Origin of the sequence: Kurthia sp. YJT4, assembly GCF_030219945.1 — a bacterium.
In the GTDB taxonomy this organism is placed as follows: domain Bacteria; phylum Bacillota; class Bacilli; order Bacillales_A; family Planococcaceae; genus Kurthia; species Kurthia gibsonii.
The window spans coordinates 1,086,319-1,103,537 of sequence record NZ_CP126689.1 but is presented as its reverse complement, the minus strand read 5'-3'; the positions used below and the strand labels follow the sequence as shown (position 1 = coordinate 1,103,537).

Sequence of the window (17,219 nt, the reverse complement as noted above, 5' to 3'; positions counted from 1 at the left end):
ATTAGAGCACTCGCCCCTTGGTTCGGGACATTCGACCGTCCAAACAGGTTATTCGAGGGCGAAAATGGGTCACTCGCCTAAACAACCTTAATTGCTTCCTTTCCGCACTTTCTTCAAGGCTTTTGAGTAATAGAAAGGGACTTGAATTGTCTACAATCGTGTGAAATCGGACATTCGACCTGCGAAACGGGGCATTCGGAGAAGGGATTAGAGCACTCGCCCCTTGGTTCGGGACATTCGCCCGTCCAAACAGGTTATTCGAGGGCGAAAATGGGTCACTGCCCCTATCCATATCAAAAAGAGAAATCCCATACAAATGAGATTTCTCTTTTCTACTTATATTATTGCTGTGCAAAGACTTGCGTTGCGACAGAGCTATACCAACCAGTTGTCGGACTCTTCACTACGCCCACACCTACGCGATTGTAATTTTTATTGAGGATATTCGCTTTATGTCCTGGTGAGTTCATCCACATATTCATATATTGCGCTGCTGAACTCGCACCTGCTGCAATATTTTCACCGCTTGCCCAGTACCAGTAATTCCACTGATTTACGAGTGTATAATAAGGACCATATGTGCTTGTTGCATAATGTGAGAAGTAGCGATGTGTCACCATATCATATGCACGAAGTACGGCGATTTTTGATAATGTTTCATCTTTCACTAATGGTTGTGCGCCAACTTTAGCACGTTCTGCATTCATAATCTTTAAAATTTCGTCTTGCTGTGCCTGAATTCCCTTTGATACAAAAGGATCGATATACGGTGGTGCTGTAATCCAACCGCTCGCAATTTTAATACGCTTATTTTTAATCGACGTACCTTCTACTTTTGAAATACCATATGTAGCTTTACCACTCGATGTTTTGGTAGAAGATGTTGCATAGACTGGCTTTGTTTCATGAATAAATACATAGTCCCCGACAAGACCTGTTTTAATCCAATGATTTGCTGATGTTTTATACCAGCCACCTGTTGATTTTTCAATCAACGATAGAGTCGTACCCGCTTTTTTCAGGGCATGGCGACCATAACCACCTTTTACCGTGAAAGGTCTTGTATCTTCTTTTAGTTTATAACTTTTGGCTTTAACGATTACTTTTCTTTTTACTTTCAAAGTTTGTTTTTTTGAAATAGTAACTTGATACATATATGTGTATGTCCCAACTTTATTTGTGTTGGCTTTGCCTGTTATTTTAATTTTCTTTGTAAGGCTCTTACCTTTTGCATCAACAGCTGTTACACTTTTTTTTGGATCAAATGTACTTCCAAGTGTAATTGTTTTTGTTGTTGCCCCTTTAATTGCTGGCTTTGTTGCCGCTTGTGCAGCTGTACCAATTGTACATGTCATCAACATCGCAAATAGTACAACATATAGAACTTGCTTAAATGTGTTTCGCATCCTATTTCCTCCTACTAAAAAAACACTATACTACAATAGTAGTAAAGTGTTTACCTTTTTTCATAAATTGTGTAACGGAAAGTAAAACCATTCGCTTCATGGTTTTCCGTTGTAGTCTTTTCTACCCAACCTTCATATGATGGGAAAAATGTATCGCCTTCAAATGAATGGTCGATTTTTGTAATGTATAGACGGTCTGCTAATGGCAATGCCTCTTTAAAGATTTGCTCGCCGCCAAGCACCATCTGTTCCTCTGCATCTTTTGTCAGCTCAAGTGCTTCTTCTAAACTATGTACAATTTCTGCTCCTGCTGCTTCATATGCCTTGTTACGTGTAATAATAATATTACGACGACCCGGGAGTGGACGACCAATTGACTCAAATGTATTGCGTCCCATAATAATTGGTTTTCCCATTGTTTTTTCTTTGAAATACGCTAAATCGCCTGGTAAGTGCCACGGCATTTCATTATTCAGACCAATTACACGATTATTATCATGTGCTACAATTAAAGAAATCATCTCTTTACACCTCTCTTTCTATCCTCTCTATTCTAATAGAAGAAACATTGGATTTCAATCTTTTTCTCTATAATGAGTAATACATACTAAAAATAGCAACTTTTCACACAATCTTAACTTTTGTTTTTCGATTTTTTTTGCTACTGTTAAAAAAAGGGAGTGAGTAAATGAAACTACTATTTGAACAAACTTGGGACAGAACCATTTCACATCAAGATCGCACATTAATTGAACAAATTTTCGAATATTGTAATAAGGATGTGTGCTATACACATATTCGAACAGCGATGAACCACAAGAATGAACAACTTGTCACATTACTTGTTCATAATACAACAGATTACACCATTACATTCCAAGAACGTTTTGTCCGCTTTGGTGATTTAGAGGGGATCTTTACGATTCCTAAACTAACTATTCCCCCTTATACAAGCATGCCCTGGACTTTCATTTTCAAATCATAACTAAAAAGTCAGCTAGTATGCAGAACATCTAGCTGACTTTTTGTATTACACCGCAATTGGTGCTTTAATACTTGGGTGCGGATTATACCCCTCGATTTTTAAATCTTCCATTTCATAATCAAAAATAGATGACTTCTCTTCATTTAATACAAGTGTTGGCAATTCGCGGTGTTCACGTGACATCTGTTCTTCCACTTGTGCTAGGTGGTTTTTATAGATGTGTGCATCACCTAAGGTATGAATGAACTCGCCTACTTCTAAACCACATTCTTTTGCGATTAAATGCGTTAATAGTGCATATGAAGCGATGTTGAATGGTACTCCTAAAAAAACATCTGCTGAGCGTTGATATAATTGGCACGATAATTTTCCGTCTGCTACATAGAACTGGAATAATGTATGACAAGGTGGCAATGCCATGTCATCTACTTCGGCTGGATTCCATGCACTCACAATATGGCGACGAGAGTTCGGATTTTCTTTAATTGACGTAATGACTTGTTTAATTTGGTCAATCGTTCCCCCATCTGCTGATGGCCATGAGCGCCACTGTTTACCATAAACAGGTCCTAAATCACCATATTTTTCAGCAAATGCCGCATCTTCTACAATACGTTCTTGGAATATACGCATCTGTTCCTCATAAACTGGCGCAAAATCTTCGTCTGTTACAGCACGACGTCCGAAATCTGTCATATCAGGTCCTGTGTATTCCTCGCTTGTCACCCATTTTTCAAATGCCCACTCATCCCAAATATGATTATTTTGTGCGATTAATGTACGAACATTCGTATCGCCCTTTAAAAACCATAATAACTCTGTCGCAATTAAGCGAAAAGCAGTACGTTTTGTTGTTAAAAGTGGAAAACCCTTTTGTAAGTCAAAGCGCATTTGATAACCGAATGTACTCCATGTACCTGTACCTGTACGGTCTCCTTTTGCATGACCTTCTTCTAATATATGTTGGCAAAGCGTTAAATACGCCTCATCTACGTGATTCTTCATTGTCATTCTCCTTAAAACTGTTTGTGTTTCATTATAACAAAACGAAAGGAACCGTACCATCCTTCATACGATTCCTTCCGTTACTTTATTCTGTAATAGCGTGTTTTGCTGCCTCTGCTTGATCTTCTTTTGAAGCTGGAATAATTAAGTTTAAAATTAGTACTGCGATTGCACCAACAGCTGTTCCTGATGATAAGATGTAATTCACGAAGTCAGGTACACTACTCATCACTTCTGCTGGAATCCCCATTGTACCAATTGTTAAAAGGATTGGAATCCCGATGACCATCATATTACGGTCATTAATTGTTACTTTTTGAATAACTTTTAAACCGTTCATGATAATCGCCACACAAACAATACCGAAAATAGCATTAATAACTGTCAGTGGTACACATGTAATAATTGTCGCTAATTTTGGCATTAAGCCTAGTAAGACTAAAATAATCCCTGCTGCAATGATTGCGCGTTTACTCGCTACTTTTGTAATTGCGATAATCCCTGCATTTGATGAATAACCTGTCATTGGTGTACCACCAGCGATTCCACCAACGAAACAGCCAAGACCTTCACCAACTGCTCCTTTATTTAAGCGTTTTTCATTCAACTTTTCGCCTGTTACGGTTGATACAACGAACCATGTACCTGTTGTCTCAATTAAGATAATGAAATAAATGAATACCATCGTTAAAACAGCTTGTAAATTAAACTCTGGTTTACCGAATGGGAATGCTGTCGGTAAAGAGAACCATTTCGCCTCTGCTACTTTCGCAAAACTAACTGAACCGAAGAATGATGCAACAATCGTTCCGACAATAATCGCAATAACAACAGACGTTAAACGGAAGAATGTACCTGAACCACTCGTTTTTCTACCTAATAACATCATAACGACTAAGACAATTGCTGTTACTGCCGATACGATTAAGTTTGTTTTTACATCGCCGTCATAAAGACTTGTAAAAGCTGTCGGCATTAATGAGATACCGACAATAACAATCACTGTCCCACCCACTAATGGTGGAATGATTTTCTTAACGGTTTTCGCAAATACTTTTAATGGATAACCAAGTAATGCAATTAACAATGCACCAGGTAATAATGCACCGAATACAGCTCCTAAACCTAATTTACCACCAATGGCTGCAAGGGCACCAACTGGAATATATGATGGTCCTTGAACAACAGGTAGTTTTAGTCCCCCAACCGTTTGAATCAGTGTTGCAATCCCTGCTGCTAAAAAGCACATTTGTACGAAGAAAGATGTATCACTGCCTAATGCAAGTAAGCTCGCGATGATGATCGGTGCTATGTATAAATCCATGGCTAATACATGCTGTGTGCCAAGTAAAAAAGCTCTCCCCCATCCAATCTTTTCATTCACCCCAATAAAATTGTTCGTGTTTTCCTTTGGATTCTCCACTTGAACTGCTCCTTTAATTTCAATTTACGTCTTAACAAGTTGTATGTACATCTTTTAAAATAAAGGGATTCGATTGTTCCCTTTCAAAACTATATTTGCATTATACAAACGTTTTTTTGAATTGTAAACACCAAAATACATACATTATTAAAATTTCAAACTTAAAATGTTCGTATTTTATATTGACGACTCCTTTCTCTATCCTATAGAATAAAGCTATACCATTTAGCTAGTTAAGGAGTAGATGTACATTGATGAAAGATGAAGTTTTGCGTAACGATTGGATTGTCGTTTGCAAAGAGGAAGATGTAAAAGAACAGCCATTACAACAAATCGTACTTGGGGAACGTATCGTATTATTCTGTAATCGTAAAGGAATTCACGCATTCAAAGATTTGTGTATTCACCGCGGAGCAGCACTATCGCTTGGTTGTGTAAAAGACGACCAATTAGTTTGTCCATATCATGGTTGGCAATATGATGATGAAGGTCATTGCACGAAGATTCCACAATTACCTGAGGGCAAACAAATTTCACAAAAAGCACAGGCATTCAAATATGGCTGTAAAGTGGCGTATGGTTTTGTATGGGTGAATTTAAATAATAATCATCCTGATTTTTTCCCATATGAAGAAGTGACAGGCGGCGAGTTCCGTAATGTATTATGGGGACCGCAATCTGTGGAAGCAAAACCACCACGTATTGTAGAGAACTTCTTAGATGTTGGTCACTTAGCGTTCGTACATGAAGGCTACTTAGGTGTACAAGACAAACCTGTTATTGGTGATTATCGCGTAATTACAGAAGACGAACGTATTTACACAACACCAATTGATGTCTTCCAACCTGATCCAGATGGTTCTGGACAATCGAAGAACGTGTACTATACATATGAAGTATTACGTCCTTTAACCGTTCGTTTCACAAAAGAAGAACCAAATAACGGGACGAAGATGACAATCCTTCTAACAATCAAACCAGTTGAGGAATTAAAGTCGGTTGCTTACGGTATTTTGTCGTTCAATTATGAAACAGGACAAACAGATGAGGAGATTGTTGCTTTCCAAGATATGATCTTCGCACAAGATAAGCCAATTGTTGAAAATCAAAAACCTGAAGAACTACCACTTGATTTACAAGCTGAATTATCGCTAAAATTCGACAGATTAAGTATTGCATATCGCCAATACTTGAAAAAAACGGGCGTTACACTTGGCGTTGAATAATACTCATATCCAAATCGAGAACTAGAAAACAACTTACTTTACTACAAAAAGGAATGTAACAGCTGTTACATTCCTTTTTTCTGTTTTATAACATTTTTGATATGGAATATTTTATAAATTAAACGTGTTTAATTGAGAATTTATTTAAAAAATACTCAAATTAGAGTAATTTTAAGATGAATTTTTTGTGCATATTTTTCAAAAAATATCCTTTTTTTTATAAAAAACCTTGTAATTTTTGGAAAAAAACGAGCGAAAAACGCTAAAAATAAAAAAATTTTTCACGAATTTAGGGGTTGATTTTTTAAAAGTTTTACACGTTATTATTTTCTTTCCCAGAAAGTCTCAAAAATCAATCTTTTATTATTATTCAATAAAAAGAATTTTTATTCATTTTCAATCATTCTTTTTTTAATTAATAATAATTCTTTTTCATCTATTTATCGAGCTTTTTCGACACTCTACTAACACATCTCTAAAAAACCCATTGTATTAAGGTTGAATATTTTAGCACTAAAATATTTTATTCTAAATTATGACAATACTTTTTTGACCTATTTCCCAACTACTTTTTTCTTTATAAATAGCGATTTACAGCCAATTCACAGTGTTGACACATTTCTAACCTTCCGTTAATATTTGTACAGCAAACAGCTGTTGCGGCACTTAAAAAAATAAAAAAGGTCTCTCAGTTTTAAAAATGATTCATTCATACATCATATTTTAGCTTTCATACTAAAAATCAAAATATCATTTTTTTAACATTTCACAAATTTAGGCAGAGACTATAGAAAGAGGTCCATCAAATGAAAACAAAGAAAAAACTTCATTACGCTTGGGTAATTTTAATTGGTGTAGCTCTAATGGTCGGTTTAACTAAAGCTGGTTTATCGACAATTGGTGGTTTATTCCTAACACCGATTACAACTGATTTAGGTATTGGTATGGGTAGCTTAACGCTATACTTCTCAATCGCTTCAATTGTAACGATGTTCTTCTTACCTTTAGCAGGTAAAATTATTGCGAAATATAATGTTCGCGTTGTATTAGTAGTAGCTATGCTATTACAAGCTGGTGGTTTTGCAGCATTCGGTTTAATGAACTCTGTATGGGGTTGGTACATCTTCTGTATCCCAATGTCAATCGGTTCTGTATTCTTAACTCAAATCGCAGGTCCTGTTCTATTAAACAACTGGTTTAAAAAACATAATGGTTTAGCTTTAGGGATCATGGTAGCAACTGGTGGTATTATCGGTTCAATCTTACAACCTGCTGCTGGTAACTTAATCGCAGACGCTGGATGGCGTAACACTTACTTCATCTTAGCTGGTGGAGTTGCAGCAATCGTTATTCCAATTATCTTATTAACAATTCGTTTTGCACCAAAAGATAAAGGTTTACAACCATTAGGTGCTGAAGAAGTAACAGATGCACAAGGAAACAGTGAACCACAAGTAATCAGTGGCGTATCTTTCGCAAAAGCGAAAAAATCAACTGCGTTCATCGCGTTATTCTTGTTCTTCTTCATTATTACGTCAATCGCTTCATTCAGTCAGCATTTAGCACCATTTGCTATGGCAAATGATTACTCAATCAAATTTGCTGGTACTGCTCTTGGTATTATGCAACTTGGGATTGTAGTTGGTGCGCTTTCATTCGGTATTTTAGCTGACAAAATTGGCGCTCGTAACACAGCTATTTTTGCAATGATTTTAGGTATTGTACCAATCATTATTTTCTTATTAGTTCCACAAAGCCCTGCTATGTTCATCGTAGGTGTAACAATCTTCGGCTTTATGACAACTTCATTAGGTACATTAGGACCGCTATTAACTTCTTCATTATTCGGTATGAAGGATTATGCTCAAATCTACTCTCTAGCTGCAATTGGTCTTGCAGTAGCAGGGATCGTAGCATTACCAGCATACGGTTTCATGTTCCAATTAACAGGTTCTTATAACTCTGTACTATTCGTAGTACTTGCTTTATTAGTAATTAACATCTTCTTAATTATCTGGGCATTCGTTGGCAAGAAAAAATTACTTGCTCAAGGTGCTTGGGAAGAAGTGGCTGTTACACCAGAAGCTCCAAAAGAAGCAGCTGTTGCAGCAGAACCAAAAAACGCTTAATTCGTTTAAATAGGTAGAAACACATTTTACTCATGTTGTTTTTTATAAAAAAAGACGAGGACATAAACTGTTCTCAGTCATACAAAAAGGAGATTGCCTATGCAGTCTCTTTTTTGTATGACTTTTTTATAAAATAGCAAGCAACTTGTGTGTGGCATGCCGAATTTAATGGATTGTAAGGTAGAAGGTGTTTATCTAAAATATATACTTGCTCTATTTAAATCAAGGCCTCCTATTATTTTTACTAAAATTTACCTTTATTAAAAAATAAGTTATTCTTATGTTGAGCAAAGAAGTCTTCGCTAACCTCAATAAATCAGAATTCAAGCGAAATTGGAGAATCACGATGAAGAAAAGCTACTCACGTTTATCATTATTGTTTAGTTTTTTAGGTATTATAATTATTTTTCTTGGTATCAAACAATCTTTCATCATAATGTTTTTGGGAATTGTTCTATTAATAGCTACATTCGTAATAGGTGCGATAGCAGTTGTTAAACGTGAACGTAGTAGTCTCATTATCTGGTCACTTTTTATTATATTTCTGTTCATATTACCATTTGTAAAACCATCTAATGCTTCTTTCACTGATTGGTTAGCCGTTCAACATCAATTCGATTGCCAAGACAAAGCATGTGTATCGAATACAGAAGATGAAAAAGGCTTTTTCTTATTGAAGGGATTGGCATTCTTGGTGGGTACACAACTCTTACATATAAAACTGTATTTGAATAATAACAATGAAACCATCAAAACATGTCATTTCGCAACAAAAAATCGGAACCACACCACAGTACGGTTCCGATTTTTTATTTACTTCAATTCTTTTTTCATCAAATCATAGCCACTTACATCATGCATGAGTTGTGTAATCAGCTGTTCTCTTGCTTCTTCATTAAATACTTCAATTTCTTCATTAGAATCACGTAGATAGTTTTTAGGCCATGATTTTTCGCGCTCTTTTTTTAATTCATTTAAAACAGCTTGATTCAAAGCAATCTCTTTTTCTTCTGCATCTACTGCTTTATAGAAAGCTTCATCAAAAAGGTACTGCGCTTCTGCCCACTTGCCTTTTGACTGTTGAATGGCTTGGCGAGCTACATCGATATAGATTTGTTCAGTTGGTGCTAAATCTGTCACTTGTACTACTTCGTAAGTGACACTGACTCCTTCTTCAGTATCTAATGTGATGGTTTGTCCCTCTTTCACAGATTCAAGGGTCGACCATTTACGCTCTAAATATTTCGGTAATAGTGCATCATCTTGTATTAGCGTTATCATCGTTCCATCTTCTGCTTCTAGTCGAATCTTTTGATCATGCTTATTTAAATGATTTGGTTGAAACTGCGCAACTGCTTCTATACGAATAAATGGTAGTAAATCATCAAACAGTGCTGGCTGCGTATTATAAAGTAAATTTAAGTGATAGGCTGATTCACTGAAAGGATGCACACCCTGTTCATAGTATTGTTCTTGAAGCTTCGGCTGTTTTTTCATCCAATTTTGAACTAATGGAAAATAGAGTGCATGCTGGAACTGTTCTTCTTTTGAAATTTCATCCCACTCACGTTTATTATAGGCTTGAATTGATTCCTCACTCGTGTCTTTATAGTCTCCCTCTTTATTAAAACCATCTTCATTAAAGCCTTGTCGATTATAACCATAGCGGTCATAACCATCTTCATCATATCCTGCTGCATCATAACCATAACGGTCGTATGGCGCTCTAAAATGCGATGGTTTACCTTCATGTGTAGTACCTTCTTTATTTATACCTAAACGGTTAAAACCATCTGGATCATACCCTTCTCGATCAAAACCATTCCGGTTATAACCACGTCGATCATACCCTTCTTTGTCATACCCTTCTTCATTAAAGCCTTCTTTTTTCACATAACTTGCAATGGTCTTTTCAATTTGTTTCTGACTTTCTTCTATATATATGGTAAAACTCTTGTATTTAACCTGATACATCATAAAATCTTTTGCTAATGTATAATTTTTGGCTTGTTGTTCTGTACGTGTATACTCTTTGTTGTCTGCCGATTCTGTACAACCAGTTAATAGTAAAGTACCGCACAATAAACTAGCTGTAACGATTTTTTTCATACAATCCTCCTCTTTTTTGACTGTACGTTTACAGTAACAAAATGGTAGTTGGTTGTAAATGTAAATCCAAAAGTTCTTATTATTTTTCGTAAAAAGCTATTGTCTAATTTCGTCTTTTAATGTTATACTATATTCACTTACTAATACATTAGCACACTAAAGTGTTTACTTAAAAAAGGGAGCGAATAAATATGAAAAAGATGGGCCTTATTTTTACGCTACTACTTGCTTTGTCAGTTGTTTTAGCAGGTTGTGGTACATCAAAAGCAGATAACTCAGATAAAAAAGAATTGGTAATTGGTGTTGATGATCAATTTGCACCAATGGGATTCCGAGATGACAAAAATGAACTAGTTGGTTTCGATATCGACTATGCAAAAGCTGCAGCAAAAGAAATGGGTTACACAGCGAAATTCCAACCAATCGACTGGTCAACAAAAGAAGCTGAATTACAAAGTGGACGTATTGATTTAATTTGGAACGGTTATACAATTACAGATGAACGTAAACAAAAAGTATTATTCTCTAAACCTTACTTAGAAAATGCACAAGTAATCGTAACAAAAGCTGATTCACCAATTAAAAAATTAGCTGATTTAAAAGGTAAAAACATCGGTTTACAAGCACAATCTTCAGCTTCTGAAGCATTGAACGCAAACCCAATTAAAAAAGACGTGAAAAACGTGAGCGAATATAAAGATAACGTACTTGCACTAAACGATTTAAAATCAGGTCGTACAGATGCAGTCGTTATTGATGAAGTCGTTATTGATTACTACATGAAAAAAGAAAAAGGCACATACACATTACTTGAAGAATCTTTAGCACCTGAACAATACGGTATTGGTGTGAAAAAAGGTAATGAAGAATTATTAAACAAGTTACAAAAAGCACTTGATACAATGAATACAAATGGCGAAGCTGAAAAGATTTCAAAAGAATGGTTCGGTGAAAGTAAAGTATTAAAGTAAAAAGGTCGTAACACGTCGACAAGTGTGAGAAATTGACACTTGTCGACTTTTTGTGAACACGATACACTTACAAAGGAGCTTTTTACAAGAAATGAGGAGGACAATTTATTTATGAGCTTTGATTATTTTATGTCTGTACTAAAACCCATGCTGACAGGCGCTCAAATGACACTACTGTTATTCTTTATTACGATTGTTTTGTCAATTCCACTTGGCTTCTTAGTCATGTTGGCACAAAAAAGTGCATTTAAGCCACTTGCATGGTTAGCGCATACATTCGTTTATGTTATGCGTGGTACACCGCTATTATTACAACTGATTGTTGTGTGTTTTGGTCTTCCTGTCATTCCAGGTATTGGCGAATATTTAGTATTGGATCGTTTCACAGCGGCAGGAATTGCATTCGTTTTAAACTATGCAGCTTACTTTGCTGAAATCTTTAGAGGTGGCGTATTATCAATTGATAAAGGTCAATACGAAGCAGCACAGGTACTTGGATTTAATAAATTCCAAACATTAACACGTATTGTCATTCCACAAATGTTCCGTATTGCCCTACCAGCACTTGCAAATGAGTCGATTACATTAATGAAAGATACAGCACTTCTATACGCAGTGGCAGTTCCTGAATTACTACATTATGCACAGACAGCTGTAAATCGTGATTTAAACTTCTTCCCATTCGTTATTGCGGGTGTCATCTATCTATTATTAACTGCAGTCTTAACATTCATCTTTAAACTACTCGAAAAGAAATTTTCATTTGAATAGGAGGGATTTTCATGGCTATTATTGAAATTAATCGTTTAAAAAAATCATTTGGTCAAAATGAAGTATTAAAAAGTATTACGTTCTCTGTTGAAAAGAATGAAGTTGTAGCAGTGATTGGCCCTTCTGGTTCAGGTAAAAGTACAATGCTCCGTAGTCTTGTACATTTAGAGAAAATTGATGGTGGTTCGATTGCCATTGGCGGCGAATATCTTGCAAAAGATGGTCACTATCCGAAAGCAAAGGATATTCGTGCGATTACAGCGAAGACGGGTATGGTGTTCCAACATTTTAACCTCTTCCCACACTTAACGGTTCAAGAAAACTTAGAAATGGCACCTCGTCTTGTGAAAAAACAAGAGAAACAAGCGCTTCGCCAAAAGAGTAGCGAACTATTACAAAAAGTAGGTTTATCAGATAAGGCTGAGGCCATGCCAAATAGTCTATCAGGTGGTCAAAAGCAGCGTGTCGCCATTGCGCGCGCATTAATGATGAACCCTGAACTACTATTATTCGATGAACCGACTTCTGCACTAGACCCTGAATTAACAGGTGAAGTGTTAAAAGTAATGAAAGATTTAGCGCGTGAAGATATGACGATGATTGTCGTAACGCATGAGATGGCATTTGCGCGTGAAGTTGCCGATCGTGTTGTCTTTATGGCAGATGGTGAGATTGTAGAAGCAGGAACACCTGAAGAAATTTTCGACAACCCGCAACACGAACGAACAAAAGCTTTTTTAAGTAAGAATTATAAATAAAAATAACCCCTATCAAATTTATATACGATTTTGAAGTGACCCCTAAAAGTTAGACACAGTTATTTCATTTAGGCAGCTTGAGTGAAATGGGTTCGGTACGCTACCGGACTCATTTTGTATTTTGCCTTCATACGTTTTGTGTTGTAATACGTTATATACTTTTCAAGTTCCAATTTAAAATGCTCCACACTTTCAAATTCCTTCAAGTAAAGGAATTCCGATTTCAATATGCCGAAGAAATTCTCCATGACGGAGTTGTCGTAACAGTTCCCTTTACGGGACATACTTTGTACAATCCCTTTTGATTCAAGGGCATGGCGATATTGCTTCATTTGATAATGCCAGCCTTGATCAGAATGCATCAATAGTTGATGTTCTTCCGGCAATCTCTCTAAAGCCTTCTCTAACATCTCAGATACTAAAGAATACGTTGGTCTAGAGCCAATGGTATACGTGATGATTTCTCCGTTAAATAAGTCTAAAACAGGTGATAAATAGAGCTTTTCACCAAATAGCTTAAACTCCGTAATATCTGTTACCCATTTCTCATTCGGTGCCTCTGCTGTAAAGTTACGATCTAAAATATTTGGCGCAATTTTACCGACGGTACCTTTATAGGATTTATACTTTTTCATACGCACTAAGCACTTTAAACCCAGCTCTTTCATGATGCGCTGCACCTTCTTATGATTCACCTTTTGCCCACGATTCGCTAGCTCATCGCGAATACGGCGATAGCCATAACGACCCTCATGTTCTTCATAAATCGCTTTGATTTCTGCCTTCAGTTCGGCATCGCGGTCTGGACGATTCATCTTTTTTACTACATTGTAATACGTGCTGCGTGGAATTTGTGCGAATGTTACAAGTGCTTTCACCGAGTATTTTTGCCTTAATTCATAGATGATCTTTACTTTGTCTTCTTTGGTGATTTTTCCTTGGCTTGAACTAAGGCATTCAACTTTTTTAAATACTCGTTTTCCATACGTAGACGGTCGATTTCTGCTTGTAGTGCTTCTGGTGAGCCTTCTACTGGTGCTTGTTTTGGTTGTTTATTTGTTTCTTTTTTCATGGATGGACGCCCCTTTTTCTTTGATTGAAGGGCATCAAATCCTTTGGTTTCGAATATTTTTCTCCATTGAAGAATCGTGGATGGTGCGGCTATACCGAAGATAGCCGCTGTTTCAAGTAAGGACGTACCTTGTTCAATCATGAAGTTTAGTACGTCTAGTTTAAACTGTGCTGTATAGTTTGTATACGATTTTGTAAACGCTTCTACACCGTTATACTTATATTGTTTCGTCCAATTAAGAATGGCCTTATGATCTGTCCCGATCGATTTAGCAATTTCACGTGAACTTTCTTTGCCTTCTAAGTAGCGTAAAGCCGCTTGTAATTTTTCCGCTGCCGTATATTTAGCCATAAAAAACTGCACCTCCAATTGTTAGATGTGTCTAACAATTGGGGTGCAGTTCATTTGATAGGGGTTATTTAATTTGTTTTCTTTTAACGACGCTGCCATTTCGGTATTTTTTGTCGTTGTCGCCATGAATAGATGAGGAATATAACCCATGTAATAACCGAAATCCATAAAGCATATGGCCAGTACGGTGGACGATAGTATAGTTCTACTTCGTGCTTCCCTTCTACCTTCATCGGTACACCAACAAAAGCATAGTTCACTTTTTCGACTGCTACTTTTTTTCCGTCTACTTTAGCATGCCATCCCTTTTCGTAAGGAATCGACGATACGAGTACATCGTCTTTTTTCACATTTACTTCACCTTTCGCCTCGCCGTGGTTCCACGAGACATCTGCTTCATTCTTTTTATTATAAGCTGCATTTAATGCTGTATAATCCTCATCATAAATCGCTACATCTTTTAAACGATACGTTCCCTTTGGTAATTCAATGAGTAATTGGTTTGAGGCATCAATCGCTAATGTAATATGATTATAGTTAGTACGGTAAATTGAATTTGACTTTTTCCTCGTTGTACGATACTCATTCGCTTCAATCGTAAGACCAGTATAATTTCGAATGCCCTCAATATACATTTGAACGTACATTGTTTTAGCACCCATAATTGGTGCAAGACTGAATGCTACACGACCTTTATCTTGATTAATAATTAGTTCTTCACCATCCCAATGCCCACCTTGTACCGTATTGCTTAGAATCTTACGTTTTTTGACTTTCGGTGCTTTTTCCTTACCATCTGTCATAATAACGCCATCTAGCATTGCGTGTTCTTTCGCAAGAACCGGTGCATCGTCTAAATCAGACTGACGATACGTTTTTGTCGCAATACGAAATACAGGTAAATATTGGTCATTTTCGTAAATTTGCGTATTTTCATTTACCTTTACGAGACGGTAATTATATGGTAATGCTTCATTCGACTTTTCACGCATATAGAATTGAACTTGCTGCATCGCCATTAAGTTTGTGCGATTACCAAGCGTTCCATAACGACTAACACTTTCACGTGCCATATCAATTTGCAAGTCACGTAAATACCATAATAGTAAATCTCCATTTAGAATACTGGAATAAATACTCGTTCCTCGGAAGTTTTGAACCATCGGTGTATTATTGCGATAAGGTACCATCCAATCAATGCGTGCATCTTTTGAAACTTTACGTTGTTGCATCCATTCGACTGCTTGTTGTTGCTCATTCGAATGATACGCTTCTGATGTGATAAAAGACTTCGTTGCAACACCTGTTTTTGTTAAATCTTCTGAAAAAATATTGGCTTCGATTATACTAAACACGAGAATACTTGCTGAAAACCAAATGAGTGGTGCACGATACCACTGTGTAATAGCGAAAATAACAAGCCATATAGCTGTGGTAATCAGTAATGGCACAGATGATTCATATTGTGGTATGAGCCATATAAAGAGACTCCATAGTGCTATGAAGCCAATGACTCCATAAACAATCGTACGATCTCGACGCCATTCTTCAAAATACTTAATCGCTACACCAAGCATCCCTGCAAAACTTAAGATAACAATCGATTCCCAGCGTTGTTGTGGTGCTGAAAAACCATTAAAGATACTGCCGATATATGGAATAAAGTGCGCAATGATTCCTACCCCTGCAAAAATTGCAAAGAAGCGGAATGTACGATGACGATATAACGGTTTGATAAAGAATAAAATAAAGATAAAAATCGGTAACCATAAAACACGCGGACTCATGATGATGGCGTCATTGATTTCAAAACCTTTGATTGTGTCTTGAAATGGCGGTCTCACATTATTTATAAATCCATAAGCAGCTGGTATAAACGCAAAACAAGCAAGAGCAAAGCTGATGATGCCACTTGCGATATATCGCTTTAACTGCTCAAAAGTACTTCTTTCATTATCTGTTAGATGCATAAATTGACGTACAATCATGTAGATTACTGCGGTTAATAATACAACATAGGATAAATAAAAGTTACTAATCATCATGAGTGCTGCTGATAGTGTAAATACAAATAATGATTGTTTACGTATAATTCGCTCGACACCAATTAAAATAAGCGGTAACCAGAACATCGCATCCGTTAAAATATCCCAGTACATCTCATGTCGGAAGAAAAATGGACTTAGTGCATAAAAAACGGCACCAACATATGCCCCGCGAATGGATTGTAAGATTTGCTTTAAAAATATATACGCAACAAACATGATGACCGTTTGTTTAAATATGCTCATTGGTAAGACGAGCATCATCCAGTAATCAAAATCTGGCGTAAATTGAAAAAGAGTTGCAAATCCCCATGTGATTGCAACCCATGGTAAGAAAAAGAGATTCGTTGTGAAATAATAAGCGAGCGAACTAAAAAAATCGCCACCTAGTCCGAAATCAGCAGAATAGAAAAAACGTCCTTCTGCATATTGATTATAAATAAATTGTTTAAAAGGCAGCATTTGTGACAAGCCGTCATTAATCCCCTTCATTACAGTACCTTGTTGCCAGGTAATTATGTAAAAAAGATGTGCCAATAAAGAGATGATGAGCATGCTTATTAGCACAACTCCGTTGACCCTTCTACGCTTCTTTTGAAACACGGATAATCCTCCTTGTCACAACAAAAGTAATCGGAATACTAATTAATACTGTTGCAATCGGTGCAAAATAAGGTGATACAAACAGCCATTCCACAAATACAAACATACCAATCGTTTGAATGACGATATTCGTTACTTGTGTTAATGGAAAGAGTAAAAATGATTTCCATGATGGTTTTTCCTCATACGTAAAGTATACATTCATAAAATACGAACCAATCATACTGTTAAATGTCGCCACAATATGACTGAGGAGATAAGGCCATTCACATACTGTATAGAGTAGCAGATACCATAAATAATAATGGCCCGTATTCAGAACACCTACAATGATAAATTTGATATATTCTTTTCTAGTATTCATA

At 36.4% G+C, this 17,219-nt stretch carries 14 protein-coding genes; 6 read left to right on the top strand and 8 right to left on the bottom strand.

The window, feature by feature from the left end; translation table 11 throughout:
- Positions 1–341 precede the first annotated feature (341 nt).
- Together QN089_RS05260 and QN089_RS05255 are read right to left on the bottom strand one after the other, a co-directional pair.
- The gene (locus tag QN089_RS05260) at positions 342–1,406 is read right to left on the bottom strand and encodes a CAP domain-containing protein (protein ID WP_285216121.1); all 1,065 of its coding nucleotides are present in this window, start codon (positions 1,404–1,406) and stop codon (positions 342–344) included.
- Between the two features lie 50 nt (positions 1,407–1,456).
- Positions 1,457–1,927 (bottom strand): dihydrofolate reductase, encoded by a 471-nt coding sequence (locus tag QN089_RS05255; protein WP_285216120.1) that lies wholly within the window; start codon positions 1,925–1,927, stop codon positions 1,457–1,459.
- Positions 1,928–2,094: 167 nt separating this feature from the next.
- On the opposite strand from QN089_RS05255, the gene QN089_RS05250 reads away from it, so the two are divergent.
- Complete coding sequence (locus QN089_RS05250; RefSeq protein WP_068454048.1) at positions 2,095–2,391, top strand: SLAP domain-containing protein; 297 nt, start codon at positions 2,095–2,097, stop codon at positions 2,389–2,391.
- A gap of 45 nt (positions 2,392–2,436) precedes the next feature.
- Here the strand turns inward: QN089_RS05250 and QN089_RS05245 are convergent, their stop codons facing one another.
- Together QN089_RS05245 and QN089_RS05240 are read right to left on the bottom strand one after the other, a co-directional pair.
- A complete protein-coding gene (locus QN089_RS05245) occupies positions 2,437–3,396 on the bottom strand; it encodes a thymidylate synthase (protein WP_087680566.1) in 960 nt (319 codons plus the stop codon).
- Between the two features lie 85 nt (positions 3,397–3,481).
- The gene (locus QN089_RS05240) at positions 3,482–4,819 is read right to left on the bottom strand and encodes a uracil-xanthine permease family protein (protein ID WP_068454054.1); all 1,338 of its coding nucleotides are present in this window, start codon (positions 4,817–4,819) and stop codon (positions 3,482–3,484) included.
- A gap of 254 nt (positions 4,820–5,073) precedes the next feature.
- Here QN089_RS05240 and QN089_RS05235 point away from each other — a divergent pair, with 254 nt between their 5' ends.
- Both QN089_RS05235 and QN089_RS05230 read left to right on the top strand, forming a co-directional pair.
- The gene (locus QN089_RS05235; protein ID WP_285216119.1) at positions 5,074–6,045 is read left to right on the top strand and encodes an aromatic ring-hydroxylating oxygenase subunit alpha; all 972 of its coding nucleotides are present in this window, start codon (positions 5,074–5,076) and stop codon (positions 6,043–6,045) included.
- Between the two features lie 806 nt (positions 6,046–6,851).
- Positions 6,852–8,174 carry an MFS transporter gene (locus QN089_RS05230; RefSeq protein WP_285216118.1) on the top strand — a complete coding sequence of 441 codons (1,323 nt, stop codon included), beginning with the start codon at positions 6,852–6,854 and terminating at the stop codon, positions 8,172–8,174.
- Between the two features lie 813 nt (positions 8,175–8,987).
- On the opposite strand, the gene QN089_RS05225 is transcribed toward QN089_RS05230, so the two are convergent.
- Positions 8,988–10,283, bottom strand: a complete 1,296-nt coding sequence (locus QN089_RS05225; RefSeq protein WP_285216117.1) for a hypothetical protein — start codon at positions 10,281–10,283, stop codon at positions 8,988–8,990.
- A 191-nt stretch (positions 10,284–10,474) separates the two neighbouring features.
- Between QN089_RS05225 and QN089_RS05220 the strand changes: the two genes are divergently transcribed.
- The 3 genes from QN089_RS05220 to QN089_RS05210 all read left to right on the top strand — a co-directional run bounded on the left by QN089_RS05220 (position 10,475) and on the right by QN089_RS05210 (position 12,783).
- Entirely contained in the window at positions 10,475–11,254 is a 780-nt protein-coding gene (locus tag QN089_RS05220) for an amino acid ABC transporter substrate-binding protein (protein ID WP_285216116.1), read from the top strand.
- 111 nt (positions 11,255–11,365) lie between these two features.
- On the top strand, positions 11,366–12,025 hold the full coding sequence (locus tag QN089_RS05215; RefSeq protein WP_087680570.1) for an amino acid ABC transporter permease: 660 nt from the start codon (positions 11,366–11,368) through the stop codon (positions 12,023–12,025).
- Between the two features lie 11 nt (positions 12,026–12,036).
- Positions 12,037–12,783 carry an amino acid ABC transporter ATP-binding protein gene (locus QN089_RS05210; RefSeq protein WP_285216115.1) on the top strand — a complete coding sequence of 249 codons (747 nt, stop codon included), beginning with the start codon at positions 12,037–12,039 and terminating at the stop codon, positions 12,781–12,783.
- Positions 12,784–12,851: 68 nt separating this feature from the next.
- Here the strand turns inward: QN089_RS05210 and QN089_RS05205 are convergent.
- From QN089_RS05205 to QN089_RS05195, 3 genes are all read right to left on the bottom strand, one after another.
- Positions 12,852–14,206, bottom strand: a protein-coding gene (locus QN089_RS05205) for an IS3 family transposase (RefSeq protein WP_285215258.1) whose coding sequence is annotated in 2 segments (ribosomal slippage) — positions 12,852–13,753 and positions 13,753–14,206 — 1,356 coding nt in all. Because the reading frame shifts where the segments join, the coding sequence is not laid out codon by codon here.
- Positions 14,207–14,289: 83 nt separating this feature from the next.
- Entirely contained in the window at positions 14,290–16,854 is a 2,565-nt protein-coding gene (locus tag QN089_RS05200) for a YfhO family protein (RefSeq protein ID WP_285216114.1), read from the bottom strand.
- A complete protein-coding gene (locus QN089_RS05195; RefSeq protein WP_068454075.1) occupies positions 16,835–17,218 on the bottom strand; it encodes a GtrA family protein in 384 nt (127 codons plus the stop codon). Before QN089_RS05195 ends, QN089_RS05200 begins: the two co-directional genes overlap by 20 nt.
- Position 17,219: the final 1 nt, after the last annotated feature.

What these genes read in the sequence shown, in the direction of transcription:
- QN089_RS05210 (WP_285216115.1), top strand. Translation starts at nt 12,037, where the DNA reads ATGGCTATTATTGAAATTAATCGTTTAAAAAAATCATTTGGTCAAAAT.
- QN089_RS05215 (WP_087680570.1), top strand. Translation starts at nt 11,366, where the DNA reads ATGAGCTTTGATTATTTTATGTCTGTACTAAAACCCATGCTGACAGGC.
- QN089_RS05230 (WP_285216118.1), top strand. Translation starts at nt 6,852, where the DNA reads ATGAAAACAAAGAAAAAACTTCATTACGCTTGGGTAATTTTAATTGGT.
- QN089_RS05260 (WP_285216121.1), bottom strand. Translation starts at nt 1,406, where the DNA reads ATGCGAAACACATTTAAGCAAGTTCTATATGTTGTACTATTTGCGATG.
- QN089_RS05220 (WP_285216116.1), top strand. Translation starts at nt 10,475, where the DNA reads ATGAAAAAGATGGGCCTTATTTTTACGCTACTACTTGCTTTGTCAGTT.
- QN089_RS05245 (WP_087680566.1), bottom strand. Translation starts at nt 3,396, where the DNA reads ATGAAGAATCACGTAGATGAGGCGTATTTAACGCTTTGCCAACATATA.
- QN089_RS05250 (WP_068454048.1), top strand. Translation starts at nt 2,095, where the DNA reads ATGAAACTACTATTTGAACAAACTTGGGACAGAACCATTTCACATCAA.
- QN089_RS05235 (WP_285216119.1), top strand. Translation starts at nt 5,074, where the DNA reads ATGAAAGATGAAGTTTTGCGTAACGATTGGATTGTCGTTTGCAAAGAG.
- QN089_RS05195 (WP_068454075.1), bottom strand. Translation starts at nt 17,218, where the DNA reads ATGAATACTAGAAAAGAATATATCAAATTTATCATTGTAGGTGTTCTG.
- QN089_RS05255 (WP_285216120.1), bottom strand. Translation starts at nt 1,927, where the DNA reads ATGATTTCTTTAATTGTAGCACATGATAATAATCGTGTAATTGGTCTG.
- QN089_RS05225 (WP_285216117.1), bottom strand. Translation starts at nt 10,283, where the DNA reads ATGAAAAAAATCGTTACAGCTAGTTTATTGTGCGGTACTTTACTATTA.